The organism is Klebsiella sp. BIGb0132, from assembly GCF_024810075.1.
Classification (GTDB): Bacteria; Pseudomonadota; Gammaproteobacteria; order Enterobacterales; family Enterobacteriaceae; genus Klebsiella; species Klebsiella terrigena.
Map to the genome: position 1 here is coordinate 369,928 of NZ_JANUDW010000003.1, position 17,562 is coordinate 387,489.

17 protein-coding genes are annotated in these 17,562 nt (G+C 57.1%); 9 read left to right on the plus strand and 8 right to left on the minus strand.

The annotated features are described in order from the left end of the window. Positions 1-12: 12 nt before the first annotated feature. The 5 genes from dnaE to tilS all read left to right on the plus strand — a co-directional run bounded on the left by dnaE (position 13) and on the right by tilS (position 8,542). A complete protein-coding gene (dnaE, locus tag M2416_RS13265) occupies positions 13-3,495 on the plus strand; it encodes a DNA polymerase III subunit alpha (RefSeq protein WP_076946339.1) in 3,483 nt (1,160 codons plus the stop codon). Positions 3,496-3,507: 12 nt separating this feature from the next. Continuing rightward, entirely contained in the window at positions 3,508-4,467 is a 960-nt protein-coding gene (gene accA / locus M2416_RS13270) for an acetyl-CoA carboxylase carboxyl transferase subunit alpha (RefSeq protein WP_041144142.1), read from the plus strand. Positions 4,468-4,580: 113 nt separating this feature from the next. After that, positions 4,581-6,719 carry a lysine decarboxylase LdcC gene (locus M2416_RS13275; RefSeq protein WP_259224517.1) on the plus strand — a complete coding sequence of 713 codons (2,139 nt, stop codon included), beginning with the start codon at positions 4,581-4,583 and terminating at the stop codon, positions 6,717-6,719. Between the two features lie 62 nt (positions 6,720-6,781). Continuing rightward, positions 6,782-7,171, plus strand: a complete 390-nt coding sequence (locus M2416_RS13280; RefSeq protein ID WP_041144144.1) for a VOC family protein — start codon at positions 6,782-6,784, stop codon at positions 7,169-7,171. A 69-nt stretch (positions 7,172-7,240) separates the two neighbouring features. Next, the gene (tilS, locus tag M2416_RS13285; protein WP_374761791.1) at positions 7,241-8,542 is read left to right on the plus strand and encodes a tRNA lysidine(34) synthetase TilS; all 1,302 of its coding nucleotides are present in this window, start codon (positions 7,241-7,243) and stop codon (positions 8,540-8,542) included. A 15-nt stretch (positions 8,543-8,557) separates the two neighbouring features. Here tilS and rof read toward each other — a convergent pair whose 3' ends face one another. Continuing rightward, entirely contained in the window at positions 8,558-8,818 is a 261-nt protein-coding gene (gene rof / locus M2416_RS13290; protein ID WP_041144145.1) for a Rho-binding antiterminator, read from the minus strand. Further along, on the minus strand, positions 8,805-9,005 hold the full coding sequence (locus M2416_RS13295) for a YaeP family protein (protein WP_041144146.1): 201 nt from the start codon (positions 9,003-9,005) through the stop codon (positions 8,805-8,807). Before M2416_RS13295 ends, rof begins: the two co-directional genes overlap by 14 nt. A gap of 196 nt (positions 9,006-9,201) precedes the next feature. On the opposite strand from M2416_RS13295, the gene M2416_RS13300 reads away from it, so the two are divergent. The 3 genes from M2416_RS13300 to nlpE are packed head-to-tail and all read left to right on the plus strand — an operon-like array spanning position 9,202 to position 10,898. Next, positions 9,202-9,747 carry a YaeQ family protein gene (locus M2416_RS13300; RefSeq protein WP_076946337.1) on the plus strand — a complete coding sequence of 182 codons (546 nt, stop codon included), beginning with the start codon at positions 9,202-9,204 and terminating at the stop codon, positions 9,745-9,747. Further along, positions 9,744-10,157 (plus strand): alternative ribosome rescue aminoacyl-tRNA hydrolase ArfB, encoded by a 414-nt coding sequence (gene arfB, locus M2416_RS13305; protein ID WP_041144148.1) that lies wholly within the window; start codon positions 9,744-9,746, stop codon positions 10,155-10,157. The genes M2416_RS13300 and arfB overlap by 4 nt, the downstream gene beginning before the upstream one ends. 42 nt (positions 10,158-10,199) lie before the next feature. Beyond that, the gene (gene nlpE / locus M2416_RS13310; RefSeq protein ID WP_132513250.1) at positions 10,200-10,898 is read left to right on the plus strand and encodes an envelope stress response activation lipoprotein NlpE; all 699 of its coding nucleotides are present in this window, start codon (positions 10,200-10,202) and stop codon (positions 10,896-10,898) included. Between the two features lie 63 nt (positions 10,899-10,961). On the opposite strand, the gene proS is transcribed toward nlpE, so the two are convergent. From proS to metN, 6 genes are all read right to left on the minus strand, one after another. Then, positions 10,962-12,680, minus strand: a complete 1,719-nt coding sequence (gene proS, locus M2416_RS13315) for a proline--tRNA ligase (protein WP_041144150.1) — start codon at positions 12,678-12,680, stop codon at positions 10,962-10,964. A gap of 112 nt (positions 12,681-12,792) precedes the next feature. Continuing rightward, positions 12,793-13,500 carry a tRNA (N6-threonylcarbamoyladenosine(37)-N6)-methyltransferase TrmO gene (gene tsaA / locus M2416_RS13320; protein WP_041144151.1) on the minus strand — a complete coding sequence of 236 codons (708 nt, stop codon included), beginning with the start codon at positions 13,498-13,500 and terminating at the stop codon, positions 12,793-12,795. After that, positions 13,497-13,904: an Rcs stress response system protein RcsF gene (gene rcsF / locus M2416_RS13325; RefSeq protein ID WP_041144152.1), complete on the minus strand. Its 408-nt coding sequence runs from the start codon at positions 13,902-13,904 to the stop codon at positions 13,497-13,499. The genes tsaA and rcsF overlap by 4 nt, the downstream gene beginning before the upstream one ends. 108 nt (positions 13,905-14,012) lie before the next feature. After that, on the minus strand, positions 14,013-14,828 hold the full coding sequence (locus M2416_RS13330; RefSeq protein ID WP_041144153.1) for a MetQ/NlpA family lipoprotein: 816 nt from the start codon (positions 14,826-14,828) through the stop codon (positions 14,013-14,015). 85 nt (positions 14,829-14,913) lie between these two features. Beyond that, entirely contained in the window at positions 14,914-15,567 is a 654-nt protein-coding gene (locus M2416_RS13335) for a methionine ABC transporter permease MetI (RefSeq protein WP_041144154.1), read from the minus strand. Continuing rightward, complete coding sequence (gene metN / locus M2416_RS13340) at positions 15,560-16,591, minus strand: methionine ABC transporter ATP-binding protein MetN (RefSeq protein WP_041144155.1); 1,032 nt, start codon at positions 16,589-16,591, stop codon at positions 15,560-15,562. Before metN ends, M2416_RS13335 begins: the two co-directional genes overlap by 8 nt. 188 nt (positions 16,592-16,779) lie before the next feature. On the opposite strand from metN, the gene gmhB reads away from it, so the two are divergent. Beyond that, positions 16,780-17,346 carry a D-glycero-beta-D-manno-heptose 1,7-bisphosphate 7-phosphatase gene (gene gmhB / locus M2416_RS13345; protein ID WP_076946333.1) on the plus strand — a complete coding sequence of 189 codons (567 nt, stop codon included), beginning with the start codon at positions 16,780-16,782 and terminating at the stop codon, positions 17,344-17,346. Positions 17,347-17,562 lie beyond the last annotated feature (216 nt).

Sequence of the window (17,562 nt, forward strand, 5' to 3'; positions counted from 1 at the left end):
CGGAATCTGAAGATGGCTGAACCACGTTTCGTACACCTCAGGGTGCACAGCGACTATTCCATGATCGATGGGCTGGCGAAAACCGGGCCGCTGGTGAAAAAGGCGGCCGCGTTAGGCATGCCGGCGCTGGCGATCACCGATTTTACCAACCTGTGCGGGCTGGTGAAGTTCTACGGAGCGGGACACGGAGCCGGGATCAAGCCGATCGTCGGCGCGGATTTTCACGTCCAGTGCGATCTGCTGGGCGATGAGCTGACCGAAATTACCGTCCTGGCGGCCGATAACGCCGGCTACCAAAACCTCACCCTGCTGATTTCACGCGCCTATCAGCGCGGTTACGGCGCTCTCGGGCCGTGGATCGACAGAGACTGGCTGGTTGAGCATCAGGAAGGGCTGATTCTGCTCTCCGGCGCGCGCAAAGGCGACGTCGGCGTGTGCATGACGCGCGGCAACGCGGCGCTGGTTGAACAGTGCGTCGACTTCTACGAAGAGCACTTCCCCAATCGCTACTATCTGGAGCTGATCCGCACCGGTCGGGCGGACGAAGAGACCTATCTGCACGCCGCCGTCCAGCTGGCGGAGGAGCGTGGGCTGCCGGTGGTGGCGACGAACGACGTGCGCTTCCTCGAGACCGGCGACTTCGACGCGCATGAAATCCGCGTGGCGATCCATGACGGTTTCACCCTCGACGATCCGAAGCGCCCGCGTAACTATTCGCCGCAGCAGTATATGCGCAGCGAAGATGAGATGTGCGAGCTGTTCTCCGATCTCCCCGAGGCGCTGGAAAATAGCGTAGAAATTGCCAAACGCTGTAACGTCACCGTGCGCCTTGGCGAATACTTCTTGCCGCAGTTCCCGACCGGCGAGATGACGACTGAAGATTTCCTGGTATTGAAATCGAAAGAGGGTCTGGAAGAGCGCCTGGAATTCTTGTTCCCCGACGAAGCCGTGCGCAAAGAGAAGCGCCTGGAATATGATGAACGTCTGGAGATCGAGCTGCAGGTTATCAACCAGATGGGCTTCCCCGGCTACTTCCTGATCGTGATGGAATTTATCCAGTGGTCGAAGGATAACGGCGTGCCCGTTGGTCCTGGACGAGGCTCCGGCGCCGGCTCGCTGGTGGCCTACGCGCTGAAAATTACCGATCTCGATCCGCTGGAGTTCGATCTGCTGTTCGAACGCTTCCTGAACCCGGAGCGCGTGTCGATGCCCGACTTTGACGTCGACTTCTGCATGGAGAAGCGCGATCAGGTTATCGAACACGTTGCGGACATGTACGGCCGCGATGCGGTATCGCAGATTATTACCTTTGGTACGATGGCGGCAAAAGCGGTTATCCGCGACGTTGGCCGCGTGCTGGGCCATCCGTATGGCTTCGTCGATCGCATCTCAAAACTGGTGCCGCCGGATCCGGGGATGACCCTGGCGAAAGCCTTTGAAGCCGAACCGCAGCTGCCGGAAATCTACGAAGCTGACGAAGAGGTCAAGGCGCTGATCGATATGGCGCGCAAGCTGGAAGGCGTCACGCGTAACGCCGGTAAGCACGCGGGCGGGGTGGTTATCGCCCCAACCAAAATCACCGATTTTGCCCCGCTGTACTGCGATGAGGCCGGGCTGCATCCGGTCACCCAGTTTGATAAGAACGACGTGGAATATGCGGGGCTGGTCAAGTTTGACTTCCTCGGCCTGCGTACGCTGACGATCATCAACTGGGCGCTGGAGATGATCAACAAGCGGCGGGCGAAGAACGGCGAAGAGCCGCTGGATATCGCCGCCATTCCGCTGGAAGATAAGAAAAGTTTTGATATGCTGCAGCGCTCGGAAACCACCGCGGTTTTCCAGCTTGAATCGCGCGGCATGAAAGACCTGATCAAACGTCTGCAGCCGGACTGCTTCGAAGATATGATCGCCCTCGTGGCGCTGTTCCGTCCCGGTCCGCTGCAATCAGGGATGGTGGATAACTTTATCGACCGTAAGCACGGCCGGGAGGAGATCTCCTATCCGGACGTGCAGTGGCAGCATGAGTGTCTGAAGCCGGTGCTGGAGCCGACCTACGGCATTATCCTGTACCAGGAACAGGTCATGCAGATCGCGCAGGAGCTTTCCGGCTATACGCTCGGCGGCGCGGATATGCTGCGTCGTGCGATGGGTAAGAAAAAGCCGGAGGAGATGGCCAAGCAGCGCGGCACCTTCGAGGAAGGGGCAAAGAAAAACGGCGTTGATGGCGAGCTGGCGATGAAAATCTTCGACCTGGTGGAGAAATTCGCCGGTTACGGATTTAACAAATCGCACTCCGCGGCCTATGCGCTGGTCTCCTACCAGACGCTGTGGCTGAAGGCGCACTATCCGGCAGAGTTTATGGCCGCGGTAATGACGGCGGATATGGACAACACCGAGAAGGTGGTTGGGCTGGTGGATGAGTGCTGGCGGATGGGACTAAAAATCCTGCCGCCTGACATTAACTCCGGCCTGTACCATTTCCACGTTAATGACGAGGGTGAAATCGTCTACGGCATTGGAGCAATTAAAGGCGTCGGCGAAGGTCCAATCGAAGCGATTATCGAAGCGCGTAACGAAGGCGGCTATTTCCGCGAGCTCTTCGACCTTTGCGCCCGCACCGACACCAAAAAGCTCAACCGGCGGGTGCTGGAAAAACTGATTATGTCCGGGGCGTTTGACCGCCTCGGGCCGCATCGCGCAGCGCTGATGAATTCGCTTGGCGACGCCCTGAAGGCCGCCGATCAGCACGCAAAAGCCGAGGCCATTGGCCAGGCCGACATGTTCGGCGTGCTGGCGGAAGAGCCGGAACAAATCGAGCAATCCTACGCTAACTGCCAGCCGTGGCCGGAGCAGGTGGTGCTCGATGGCGAAAGGGAGACCCTGGGGCTGTATCTGACCGGTCACCCGATCAACCAGTATTTGAAAGAGATCGAGCGCTACGTAGGCGGCGTCAGGCTCAAAGACATGCATCCGACCGATCGTGGTAAAGTTACCACGGCGGCGGGGCTCGTTATTGCTGCGCGGGTAATGGTCACCAAGCGCGGCAATCGTATCGGCATCTGTACTCTGGATGACCGTTCCGGGCGTCTGGAGGTGATGTTATTCACCGACGCTCTGGATAAATATCAGCAATTGCTGGAAAAAGACCGCATACTTATCGTCAGCGGACAGGTCAGCTTTGATGACTTCAGCGGGGGGCTTAAAATGACCGCCCGTGAAGTGATGGACATTGACGAAGCCCGGGAAAAATATGCTCGCGGGCTTGCTATCTCGCTGACGGACAGGCAAATTGATGACCAGCTTTTAAACCGACTCCGTCAGTCTCTGGAACCCCACCGTTCGGGAACTATTCCAGTGCACCTCTATTATCAGAGGGCGGATGCGCGCGCGCGGCTGCGCTTCGGCGCAACATGGCGCGTCTCTCCGAGCGATCGTTTACTCAACGATCTGCGTGGCCTTATCGGCTCGGAGCAGGTGGAACTGGAGTTTGACTAATACAGGAATACTATGAGTCTGAATTTCCTTGATTTTGAACAGCCGATTGCAGAGCTGGAAGCGAAAATCGATTCCCTGACTGCAGTAAGCCGTCAGGATGAGAAACTCGATATTAACATCGATGAAGAAGTGCATCGTCTGCGTGAAAAAAGCGTAGAGCTGACGCGTAAAATCTTCGCCGATCTCGGCGCATGGCAGGTTGCTCAGCTGGCACGCCATCCACGTCGCCCATACACCCTGGATTATGTCCGCCTGGCGTTCGACGAGTTTGACGAACTGGCCGGCGACCGTGCCTACGCTGATGATAAAGCTATCGTCGGCGGTATTGCGCGTCTGGACGGGCGTCCGGTGATGATTATCGGCCACCAGAAAGGGCGCGAGACGAAAGAAAAAATTCGTCGCAACTTTGGCATGCCGGCACCGGAAGGCTACCGTAAGGCGCTGCGTCTGATGGAGATGGCCGAGCGCTTTAAAATGCCGATCATCACCTTTATCGACACCCCAGGTGCCTACCCGGGCGTTGGCGCGGAAGAGCGCGGCCAGTCTGAAGCGATTGCCCGTAACCTGCGTGAAATGTCGCGCCTGAGCGTACCGGTCATCTGTACCGTTATCGGCGAAGGCGGCTCCGGCGGCGCGCTGGCGATTGGCGTCGGTGACAAAGTGAATATGCTGCAGTACAGCACCTATTCCGTTATTTCACCGGAAGGCTGCGCGTCCATTCTGTGGAAAAGCGCGGACAAAGCCCCGCTGGCGGCTGAAGCCATGGGGATCGTGGCCCCGCGTCTGAAAGAGCTGAAGCTTATCGACTCCATTATTCCGGAGCCGCTGGGCGGCGCGCATCGCAATCCGGAAGCCATCGCTGCAAGCCTGAAAGCGCAGCTGCTGGCCGATCTGGCGGACCTCGATATCCTGAGCGAAGAAGAGCTGTTAAACCGTCGCTATCAGCGTCTGATGAACTACGGCTACGCCTGATTCTTCCTTGCGTTATGCCGTAAAAAGGGCCGGATTTTCCGGCCCTTTTTTATGTGCGATACCCAGGCGCGGTTGCTATGATGCCTGCCTTAGGTCAATTCCAGGAGGAATGCGTGAACATCATTGCCATCATGGGTCCCCACGGCGTCTATCATAAAGACGAACCGATTAAAGAACTGGAAGCCGCCCTGCAACAGCAAGGCTTTCAGACCATCTGGCCGCAAAATAGCGCCGACCTGCTGCAGTTTATCGAACATAATCCGCGGATCTGCGGCGTCATTTTTGACTGGGATGAGTATAACGTCGAGCTGTGCAGCGATATTAATCAGCTCAACGAATATCTGCCGCTGTATGCGTTTATCAACGCGCATTCGACGATGGACGTCAGCGGCCAGGACCTGCGCATGACGCTGTGGTTCTTCGAGTATGCTCTCGGCCTGGCGCAGGAGATTGCCACCCGCATCGGCCAGTACACCCGCGAGTATCTGGATAACATCACGCCGCCGTTTACCAAAGCGCTGTTCAACTACGTCCAGGAGGGTAAATATACCTTCTGTACGCCGGGACATATGGGCGGCAGCGCCTACCAGAAAAGCCCGGTAGGCTGCCTGTTTTATGATTTCTTTGGCGGCAATACGCTCAAGGCCGACGTCTCCATTTCCGTGACGGAGCTGGGATCGCTGCTCGATCACTCCGGCCCGCATCTGGAGGCGGAAGAGTATATCGCTCGCGCTTTCGGTGCAGAGCAGAGCTATATGGTGACTAACGGCACCTCAACGTCGAACAAAATTGTCGGCATGTACTCTGCCCCGGCGGGGAGCACGCTGCTTATCGATCGTAACTGCCACAAGTCGCTGGCGCATCTGCTGATGATGAGCGACGTCGTCCCGCTGTGGCTGAAGCCGACGCGCAATGCGCTGGGGATCCTCGGCGGCATCCCGAAGCGGGAGTTTACCCGCGACAGCATTCAGCACAAGGTGAGCACGACGGGCGGGGCGCAGTGGCCGGTACATGCGGTGATCACCAACTCCACCTACGACGGCCTGCTGTATAACACCACCTGGATAAAAGAGACGCTCGACGTCCCCTCTATCCACTTTGACTCCGCGTGGGTGCCCTATACCCATTTCCACCCGATTTATCAGGGGAAGAGCGGCATGAGCGGCGATCGCGTGCCGGGTAAAGTTATCTTTGAAACCCAGTCGACGCACAAAATGCTGGCGGCGCTGTCGCAGGCTTCGCTGATCCATATTAAAGGCAGCTATGACGAAGAGACCTTCAATGAAGCCTTTATGATGCATACCTCTACCTCGCCGAGCTATCCCATCGTCGCCTCGATTGAAACCGCCGCGGCAATGCTGCGCGGGAACTCGGGCAAGCGCCTGATCCAGCGCTCGATAGAGCGGGCGCTGGATTTCCGCAAAGAGGTACAGCGCCTGCGCGAAGAGGCGGACGGCTGGTTCTTTGATATCTGGCAGCCGGAAGATATTGCCGAGACCCGGTGCTGGCCGGTTGCTGCCGGTGAGCAGTGGCACGGTTTTCAGGATGCCGATGACGACCATATGTTCCTCGATCCGGTTAAGGTGACGATCCTGACGCCGGGGATGGATGAGCAGGGCAATATGGATGACGAAGGCATCCCGGCCGCGCTGGTGGCGAAGTTCCTCGATGAGCGCGGCGTGGTGGTGGAAAAAACCGGACCCTATAACCTGCTGTTCCTTTTCAGCATCGGCATCGACAAAACCCGGGCGATGGGGCTGCTGCGCGGCCTGACGGAGTTTAAGCGCGGCTACGATCTTAATCTGCGGGTGAAGAATATGCTGCCGGATCTCTACGCCGAAGACCCGGATTTCTACCGCAATATGCGCATTCAGGATCTGGCCCAGGGGATCCATCGTTTGATCCGTCAGCACCAGCTTTCGCAGCTGATGCTGAGCGCCTTCGACGTCCTGCCGGAAATGAAGATGACGCCGCACCAGGCCTGGCAGAGGCAAATCAAAGGCGAGGTGGAGACCATTGAGCTGGAAAATCTGGTCGGGCGTATATCCGCTAACATGATCCTGCCGTATCCGCCGGGCGTGCCGCTGCTGATGCCCGGGGAGATGATTACCGAGGAGAGCCGCGCGGTGCTCGATTTCCTGCTGATGCTGTGCTCCATTGGCCGCCATTATCCGGGCTTTGAAACCGACATTCACGGGGCGAAGCGCGACGAGGATGGCGTCTATCGGGTACGGGTCTTAAAAAATGATTAGGTGCTTGCGCCGCGGCGGGCGGTGCGGGTAACCTGGCTGATATCAATACGAGGATGTTTACCATGCTGGGTCTAAAACGGGTTCACCATATTGCGATTATTGCGAGCAGCTATGCGCAGAGCAAAGCCTTCTACTGCGATATTCTCGGGTTTACGCTGCAGAGCGAGTTCTACCGCGAAGAGCGCGACTCGTGGAAGGGGGATCTGGCGCTGAACGGGGAGTACGTCATTGAGCTCTTCTCCTTTCCTTCTCCTCCGGCCCGCCCGTCACGCCCTGAGGCCTGCGGCCTGCGTCACCTGGCCTTCAGCGTGGATGATATTGACGCGTCGGTGGCCCACCTCGAGGCCCACGGCGTGAAGTGTGAAGCGATACGTATCGATCCCTTCACCGATAAGCGCTTTACCTTCTTTAACGACCCTGACGGCCTGCCGCTGGAAATTTATCAGCAGTAGTCCTTGCCAGAGATGGCCCCGGCCGGTAACGTGCCGGGCTATCTCCCCTCAGCCAGCACTATCATGAAGATGACCCCAGATATTGCGCAAAACCTTCAGCCGCACCGCCAGTTTTTGGTGGCCTTCAGCGGCGGCCTCGATTCAACGGTTCTGCTCCACCAGCTGGTCTGTTGGCGTGCGCAGGATCCGACGTTAAGGCTGCGAGCTATCCATATTCATCATGGCCTGAGCGCCAACGCCGACGATTGGGTCGCGCACTGCCAGCAGCTGTGCCAGCAGTGGCAGGTCCCGCTGGTGGTCGAGCGCGTGGTGCTGGCGGATACCGGTCTGGGAGTCGAGGCGCATGCCCGGGAGGCGCGCTACCGGGCCTTCCGCACGGCGATCGAGCCGGGAGAGGTGCTGGTGACGGCCCAGCATCTCGACGATCAGTGTGAAACCTTCCTGCTGGCGCTCAAGCGCGGCAGCGGCCCGACCGGGCTGTCGGCGATGGCCGCGTCTTCCGCCTTTTCTGACACGCTGCTGCTGCGCCCACTGCTCAATACCCGCCGGGAAGCGCTACACCAGTGGGCGCTGCGCCATCAGCTCAGCTGGATTGAGGATGAGAGCAACCAGGACGATGCCTACGATCGCAACTTTCTGCGTTTGCAGATTATTCCTCGGCTTAGCGCCCGCTGGCCGCACTTCGCCGAGTCGGTAGCCCGCAGCGCCGACCTCTGCGCTGAACAGGAGAGCCTGCTGGACGAGATGCTGGCAGAAGAGCTGGCGTCGCTGATGGCGGATGACGGAACCTTAGCGATTGAACCTCTGGCCGCCGTGAGCGCCGCGCGTCGCGCTGCGCTGCTGCGCCGCTGGCTGGCATGGCACAACGCGCCGATGCCATCCCGCGAGATGCCGGAACGGATCTGGCGTGAGGTTGCCCAGGCGCGGGAGGATGCGTTTCCCTGCCTGCGTCTCGGTGACTTTACCGTTCGCCGCTACCGGCAGCGGCTGTGGTGGGTGAAATATCTCCCCGGCCAGACGGAGGCGGTGCTCTCATGGCCCGATAGCCGTCAGCCTCTGCGGCTGCCGGAGGGGATGGGCGAGCTGTCGCTGTTTGCCGGAGGACCGCTGCGCGCTCCGCTCGCCGGCGAAGCGGTGACGGTGCGCTTTCGCGCCGGCGGCAATCTGCATATCGTCGGTCGTCACGGCGGGCGCAAGCTGAAGAAAATCTGGCAGGAGCTGGGTATCGCGCCCTGGCGCCGCGATACCACGCCGCTGCTGTTTTACGGCGAAACGCTTATTGCTGCCGCGGATTTGCTGTTTATTACCCGTGAAGGGGAAGCGCAGGATAGCGAGGGCGTACGGCTGGTATGGAGGAAAACGGGCGGCTAAGCCACCCGTTTTTATTCAGGACTCACTCACCACCACGGTACCGATTTCCGGGTGGCTGAAGCTGGCGATAGTATCGAGGCGTAGCTCGCGACTGTTGTCGCCAAGTTCCACCACCAGATACTCGATATTTTTGCGCGAGATAAGATCGTTTGCCTTCGCCTGCAGCTGCTCACCATCTTTGAGCGCCAGCGTCAGCACCAGATGATGCTGGCAGGCCAGTTCGAGATTGTCATAATCATCGCAGTTGATGGGTTGATAAGTATCATTCATTGACATAATCGCTCACCAGTAAGTTTGCTGCCGCATAGGCGGCCTTTTCCCTGACTGACTCCGAAAGGGCCTCATCCGCCGCAATTTCATTCAATACTTTCAACACGCAACCCAGCGCATTCGGGATATACCCCAGGTCTCCGCTGGCTATTTCCGCATACCGCTTGCGTATTAACTCACAATATTGGTCCACATGCCCTCCTGTCAGTATTCTGACTCAACCGTGGGATGCAAGTTTAAGCCTACGAAGATAAACTCTGTTTAGCAAGGTGACTATACCATAGTCATTTAAGCAATATCAGCAGGATGAAAAGCGATCCCTCGATTGTCGACAGCCTTTTGTCGCCAGTTTCGCTACAATGTACGCCATTTTTTTCAGGAGTTTTTCCATGGCGCTGAAAGCGACGATTTATAAAGCGACGGTAAATGTAGCCGATCTGGATCGCAACCGGTTTATTGATGCCAGCCTGACGCTGGCGCAGCATCCGTCTGAAACCCAGGAGCGCATGATGCTGCGCCTGCTGGCATGGATTAAGTATGCCGACGAGCGGCTGCAGTTTACCCGTGGCCTCTCCTCGGATGACGAGGCCGAGCTGTGGCTGCTCAACGACCATCTGGGGGTCGATCTATGGATTGAGCTCGGATTACCGGACGACAAGCGGATTAAAAAAGCCTGCTCGCGTTCGCAGGAAGTGGCATTGTTTGCCTACAATAGCCGGGCGGCCGAGGTTTGGTGGCAGCAGAATAAGAGTAAAATGGCGCAGTTCAGCAAGCTGACGGTCTGGTATCTGGATGATGCGCAGCTGGAGCAGCTCAGCGCCTTTGCCGATCGCACGATGATCCTGCAGGCCACCATTCAGGACGGCAGCATCTGGTTATCTGACGCTAAGAATAATCTGGAAATTCATTTAACGGCCTGGCAGCCGGCGGCATGATTACCTTTAGCCGCAGCGTCTCTATTGCGGAGGATGAAGTCTCCCTGACGGGGATCCGCGCGCAGGGCGCGGGCGGTCAGCACGTGAATAAAGCGTCAACCGCGATCCACCTGCGCTTTGATATTAAGGCTTCGAGCCTGCCCGAGTACTACAAGGAGCGTTTGCTCACCGCCAGTCACCACTTAATTTCTGCCGACGGTGTGGTTATCATTAAGGCTCAGGAATACCGCAGCCAGGAGATGAATCGCGAAGCCGCGATTGCTCGCCTGATTGCGCTGATACAAGAATTAACCGTAGCGCAAAAAAGTCGCCGGGAAACGCGACCAACCCGAGCATCAAAAGAGCGTCGGCTTGCTTCTAAGTCGCAAAAATCATCGGTCAAAGCGCTGCGTGGGAAAGTTCGTCAGTAGGCGATGCGACGAACGGGTGGCATGGATTATAAGGAATTTACAGTGAAGAAAATCATATTCTCAGTAGCGGCAGCCTGTTCGCTCTTTGCGCTGTTTGGCTGCAATCATCGGGCAGAGGTTGAGACGCTGCAGCCGGCGGCGATGACGGAGCTGAAGCCGATGCAGCAGAGCTGGCGCGGGATACTGCCGTGCGCCGATTGCGAAGGCATCGAAACCTCGCTGTTTCTCGAAAAAGACGGCAGCTGGGTGATGAATGAACGCTACCAGGGCGTGACCCGCGAGCCGTCATCGTTCGCGTCGTACGGTACCTGGGCCCGCACCGCGGACAAGCTGGTATTGACCGATAGCAAAGGGGAGAAATCCTACTATCGCGCGAAGGGCGACAAGCTGGAGATGCTCGATCGCGAAGGCAACCCGATTGAGTCAACGCTGAACTACACCCTCGAGTCGGTGAAAGCCAGCCTGCCGACCACGCCGATGGCGATGCGCGGCATGTATTTCTATATGGCGGATGCGGCGACCTTTACCGATTGCGCCACCGGCAAACGAACTGCGGTTGCCAATAATGCCCAGCTTGAGCGGGATTATGCCGCCGCGCGCGGAACGGATACGCGTCCGGTACTGCTGGTGGTGGAAGGGCACTTTACCCTCGAGCCTAACCCTGACAGCGGTGAAATGGTGAAAACGCTGACGGCGGATAAGGACGTGAAGTTTATTCCCGGCAAAGACTGTAGCCAGTAAGAAAGTTGCTCCGATAAAAAAAGGCCTCGCAGATGCGAGGCCTTTTTGCATTCAGGCGCGGAATTAACCTTTAATGGCGTTAACCAGGTAGTTCACGATGTCGCCCGTTTTGATCAGCTGTTTTTCACCGACGCGACGATGCTTATATTCGATATCGTCGTTGTCGAGGTTGCGGTCGCCCAGCACGATGGTGTGCGGAATACCGATCAGCTCCATATCGGCAAACATCACGCCCGGACGCTCTTTGCGGTCGTCCATCAGGACTTCAATGCCCTGGGCGCGCAGTTCGCTATACAGCTTCTCGGCCAGCTCCTGCACGCGGTAGGATTTGTGCATGTTCATCGGCAGAATCGCCACCTGGAAAGGCGCGATAGCTTCCGGCCAGATGATGCCGCGATCGTCATAGTTCTGCTCGATAGCTGCGGCGACCACGCGGGTAACCCCGATGCCGTAGCAGCCCATCGTCAGCACCTGGTTGCGGCCATCTTCGCCCTGCACCGAGGCGTTTAGCGCCTGGGAGTACTTGGTGCCCAGCTGGAAGATGTGGCCGACTTCGATGCCGCGTTTGATCAGCAGCGTACCCTGACCGTCCGGGCTCGGGTCGCCGGCGACAACGTTACGGATGTCGGCGACTTCCGGGGTGGCAACGTCGCGATCCCAGTTGATGCCGAAGTAGTGTTTGCCATCAACGTTAGCGCCAGCGGCGAAATCGCTCATTGCCGCCACGGTACGGTCGATAACGACCGGAACCGGCATGTTGACCGGACCGAGAGAGCCAGGGCCCGCTTTGACGATCGCGCGGATCTCTTCTTCTGTGGCGAAAGTCAGCGGGCTGGCAACCTGCGGCAGTTTCTCCGCTTTGACTTCGTTCAGCTCATGGTCACCGCGAACCAGCAGGGCAACCAGCGGATAAGCGCTGCCTTCCACCGCTTTAACCAGCAGCGTTTTCACGGTCTTCTCAACCGGCAGATTAAACTGCTCAACCAGCTCGGCGATGGTTTTGGCGTTCGGCGTATCGACCAGCGTCATTTCCTGAGCGGCGGCGGCGCGCGGCTCTTTCGGCGCAATGGCTTCGGCAAATTCGATATTGGCGGCAAAGTCGGAGCTGTCGGAGAAGATCACGTCATCTTCGCCGCTCTGCGCCAGAACCTGGAACTCGTGCGATGCGCTTCCGCCGATAGAGCCGGTGTCAGCCTGTACCGCGCGGAAATCGAGACCCATGCGGGAGAAGATTTTGCTGTAGGCGGCATACATCGCGTCGTAGGTTTCCTGCAGCGATTCCTGAGTCGTATGGAAAGAGTAGGCGTCTTTCATCAGGAACTCGCGCGAACGCATCACGCCAAAGCGCGGGCGAACCTCATCGCGGAACTTGGTCTGGATCTGGAAGAAGTTCAGCGGCAGCTGCTTATAAGAGTTCAGCTCGTTGCGGATCAGGTCGGTGATCACCTCTTCATGCGTTGGGCCGAGGACAAACGGGCGATCGCCGCGATCGACGAAGCGCAGCAGTTCCGGACCGTATTGCTCCCAGCGACCGCTCTCCTGCCACAGGTCTGCCGGCTGAACGACCGGCATAGACACCTCGATAGCACCGGCGTTGTTCATCTCTTCACGCACGATGTTTTCGACTTTTTTCAGAACGCGCAGGCCGGTTGGCAGCCAGATGTATAATCCGGAGGCCAGCTTGCGGATCATCCCGGCGCGCAGCATCAGCTGATGGCTGATGACTTCGGCGTCGGCAGGTGTCTCCTTTTGGGTGGAGAGCAGATATTGGCTAGTACGCATGTTGTTACGGTTCCATTTGGACGATCGGAACAGGCTGGAGGGCCAGCCTGAAACAAAAAAAGTGGTTTAGTTTACCAGTGTGGCAAAGATGCCAAAAGAGAGGAAAATAAAATTAGCGTGGTTCCAGAGAAAAGACTTCAAAACCGGACGCAATCACGCGCCAGCGCACGTTAAAATCGAGCAGCCAGACGGCGTAAGTTTTTCCTGCTTCTTCCTCTTTACGATAGGCCGGGCGCGGGTCCTGCGCCAGAACTTCGCGAATGAACGCTTTAAGCTGCGGGTAGCGCTTTTCCAGCAGCGCAAGCTGCGCGTCCATCTCCGGCGTAAAGCTGACCGTCATTTCCGCCAGCGGCGCCTGCTGGGCGTAGCTGGCGCTGGCATCCGGCAGCGCTTCGGCAAACGGCAGATAGGGTTTGATATCAACGACCGGCGTACCGTCGACCAGGTCGAGGCTGCCGAGCTCAAGTATCACCCGATCTTTCTGGCAGCGAATGCCCTTGAGCTCGACCAGCGACATGCCGATGGGGTTTGGCCGGAAGGTTGAGCGCGTGGCGAAAACGCCCATTCGCGCATTGCCGCCGAGGCGGGGAGGGCGCACGGTAGGCCGCCAGCCGCCGTCCATGGTTTGATGAAAAACAAACAATACCCACAGATGGCTGAAGTTTTCCAGGCCGCGCACGGCGTCGGCCTGGTTATAGGGGGGTAGAAGATGCAGTTCGCCGCCGCCGTTTTTAACCAGCCCGGGCTGGCGCGGTACGGCAAACTTTTCTTTATACGGCGAGCGAATAACACCTATCTGCGCAAACTCAAAAGAACTCATTGCGCCGAAACGTTAAGCGCAGAGCCAAGGCAAACGGCCTGGCGATAGCATCCTGGCGTACCGCTGGTAACTTCGCATCTGTGCAGCAGGACCGCGTTAGCTTTCATTTTCGCAGCATTAATTTGCAGACGCTTGCGGGCGGTAGGGATGTTCGGCGGTGAATCCTGATTTGAGGCCTGGCATGACTCACCGGTGACTTCACCCAGATCGCGGAAAGGCTTGCCGACCAGCGCTGACGCATCGGTATAGATTCTTACCGGTGCCGGGCGCACGGCCTTGGGTTTTGCCGGTTCCGATTTGGCAGGTGCCGTTGCCGTGCTTTGTACAGGTTCGACGGGAGATCTGCTTAGCATAGAGCAACCGCTTAACATGAGTGCTAACAAACAGATCGGTAAAGCACGCATAGTATTTCCTCAATGAATAATAAAACAGGGCGCTATTGAATCAGGTGCTTGAATAAATGACAAGACGGGCATAAAGCCCGTCCTGAATGATATTACGGTGAAAAAAGATTACCAGCCTTTCACTGCACCGCCGTTAAAGATTTTATTCGCGGCTTCAAAAACTTCATCGCTCTGGTAAGCCTGAACAAATTTCTTAACATTTTCCGCGTCCTTGTTGTCTTCGCGAGCAACAATCAGGTTGACGTACGGAGAGTCTTTACCTTCGACAAAAATACCGTCTTTTGCCGGGGTCAGGCCAATCTGGCTTGCATAGGTGGTATTGATAACCGCCAGGGCAATCTGCGCATCGTCGAGGGAGCGCGGCAGCTGCGGTGCTTCCAGCTCAACAATCTTCAGGTTTTTCGGGTTCTCAATGATATCCAGAGAGGTCGGCAGCAGGCCAACGCCTTCTTTCAGCTTGATCAGACCCGCCTGCTGCAGCAGCAGCAGGGAACGGCCGAGGTTAGTCGGATCGTTAGGAATGGCAATCTGGGAGCCCGGCTGCAGTTCGTCGAGGGTTTTAATTTTCTTGGAGTAGCCGGCAATCGGATAAACAAAGGAGTTGCCGACGGCGACCAGCTTATAGCCGCGGTCTTTAATCTGCTGGTCGAGGTAAGGCTTGTGCTGGAAGGCGTTAACGTCGATGTCGCCTTTGCTCAGCGCTTCGTTCGGCAGAACGTAGTCGTTGAACGTAACCAGCTCAACGTCGAGACCATATTTCTCTTTAGCGACTTTCTGCGCCACTTCAGCAACCTGCTGCTCAGCACCGACGATGACGCCGACTTTAATATGGTTCGGATCTTTTTCATCCTGACCGCAGCCCACCAGAGCCAGAGAACCGATCAACGCGCCTACTGCCGCAAAGGTTTTAAAATTAAAGGCCATGCTATTTCCTTCCTGTAAGAGTCTGTGTGTACACGCGTCGCCCAGGCCGCGCGGAGGCGTCCTGAACGATGTTGTGTCGATAATGTTATTTGTGAGTCACAGCCCGGACGATACGGTCGCCAGAGAATTGAATTAAATAAACCAGAATAACCAGTAATACCAGCACGGTATTCATTACCGTGGCGTTGTAGCCGATGTAGCCGTACTGATAGCCAATCTGCCCCAGACCACCGGCGCCGACCGCGCCGCCCATGGCGGAATAACCGACCAGGGTAATGAGCGTAATCGTCGCGGCGTTCACCAGACCCGGCAGCGCTTCAGGCAGCAGGACCTTACGCACGATCTGCATCGGCGTGGCGCCCATCGCGCGGGATGCTTCGATAAGACCCGTTGGGATCTCAAGCAGCGCGTTCTCCACCATACGGGCAATAAACGGCGCGGCGCCAACCGTCAGCGGCACAATGGCTGCCTGCAGGCCGATGGACGTACCGACAATCACGCGGGTAAAGGGAATCATCCACACCAGCAGGATAATAAAAGGTATAGAGCGGAAGATGTTCACCAGCGCCGACAGGGTACGGTAGAGTTTGGCGTTAGCGGCAATCTGCCCCGGACGGGTGACGTACAGCAGCACGCCTACCGGCAGGCCGAGGACAAAACCGAAAAAGCCGGAGACAAAGGTCATTGCCAGCGTTTCCCACACGCCGCGCAACAGCAGCCAGATCATTGCCTCAGACATATCCCAGTACCTCTACTTTTACATGATTTTCCTGCAGCCAGGCGATTGCCGCCTGGGTGTCTTCCTGCGTGCCGTGCATCTCGGTCAGCATAATGCCGAACTTCACGCCGCCGGCGTAATCCATCTGCGCGCTGATAATGTTGTTATTTACATTAAAGCGGCGGGCGGTTTCTGAGAGCAGCGGAGCATCGACGGAGTGGCCGGTAAACTCCATGCGCAGCATCGGGACGCTATCGGGGAGCGCGGTTGGCTTCAGGCGTGCCTGATAGTCATCCGGAATATCCAGATGCAGCGTTGATTGAATAAACTGCTGTGCCAGCGGGGTTTTTGGGTGAGAGAAGACTTCGCTCACCGTATCCTGCTCGATCAGCTGCCCGTTGCTGATGACCGCGACGCAGTCGCAGATGCGTTTGACGACGTCCATCTCGTGCGTGATCAGCAGAATTGTCAGGCCAAGGCGGCGGTTGATATCCTTCAGCAGCTCCAGAATGGAGCGGGTGGTCGCCGGATCCAGCGCGCTGGTGGCTTCGTCACACAGCAGAACCTTCGGATTACTGGCCAGGGCACGAGCAATTGCCACGCGCTGCTTCTGTCCGCCCGAGAGGTTGGCCGGGTAGCTATCATGCTTGTCGGACAGGCCGACGAGATCCAGCAGCTCGGTCACGCGGCGTTTAATCTCCGCCGGCGGAGTATTGTCCAGCTCGAGGGGAAGCGCCACGTTGCCGAAAACGGTACGCGATGACAGCAGGTTAAAGTGCTGGAAAATCATGCCTATCTGGCGGCGTGCGCGGGTGAGCTCCTTTTCAGAAAGCGCGGTAAGCTCCTGCCCACCCACCTGTACGCTGCCCTGGGTTGGACGCTCGAGGAGGTTTACGCAACGAATCAGCGTACTCTTACCGGCGCCGGATGCGCCGATAACGCCGTAAATTTGCCCGGCGGGAACATGCAGGCTGACATCGTTCAGCGCCTGTATGGTGCGGTTCCCCTGCTGGAACACTTTGGTGATATTCGAAAGTTTAATCATCAGTTATTTATTATCGTTTAGCCGTTTGCCGTGGCATTTTCTTCTGCCGTGTCCAGGCGATGCCTGTCAATGAAATGGATGTTAAGGCATCCAGACGTCTAAATCAATCCGACTCTGTATAATGAGCACTTTCTTGCATCAGGAAACATGCGATACTAATCAGACTAGCCTTTATCAGGAGTAAACCGGTGGCACAGTCAGTACCCGCAATTTTTCTCGACCGTGATGGCACGATTAATGTCGATCACGGCTATGTCCACGAAATCGATAATTTTGAATTTATCGATGGCGTAATTGATGCAATGCGTCAATTAAAGGAGATGGGCTTCGCCCTGGTGGTCGTCACCAACCAGTCCGGTATCGCTCGCGGTAAGTTTAGCGAAGCGCAGTTTGAAACGCTGACCGAATGGATGGACTGGTCGCTGGCCGACCGCGGCGTCGATCTGGACGGTATCTACTATTGTCCGCATCATCCGCAGGGCACCGTTGAAGAATACCGCCAGACCTGCGATTGCCGTAAGCCGCATCCGGGGATGCTCATCTCCGCGCGTGACTTCCTTAATATAGATATGGCCGCTTCTTATATGGTAGGCGACAAAGTTGAAGATATGCAGGCAGCTCTGGCGGCGGATATTGGCACTAAAGTGCTGGTGCGCACCGGCAAGCCGGTCACGGCTGATGCGGAAAGTGCCGCTGACTGGGTGCTTAATAGCCTTGCAGACCTGCCCGCAGCCATCAAAAAGCAGCAAAAATAAGCGTTACGTATAAAAGATGAGCGGTTGAAATAAAATTGTATTTTTCCGCTTGTCATTCCCGGCGGGCTCCCTATAATGCGCCTCCATCGACACGGTAGATGTGAATCACTTCACACCAACTAGCCGGTTCGGTTGAAGAGAAAAATCCTGAATTAAAGGGTTGACTCTGAAAGAGGAAAGCGTAATATACGCCACCTCGCAACGGTGAGCGAAAGC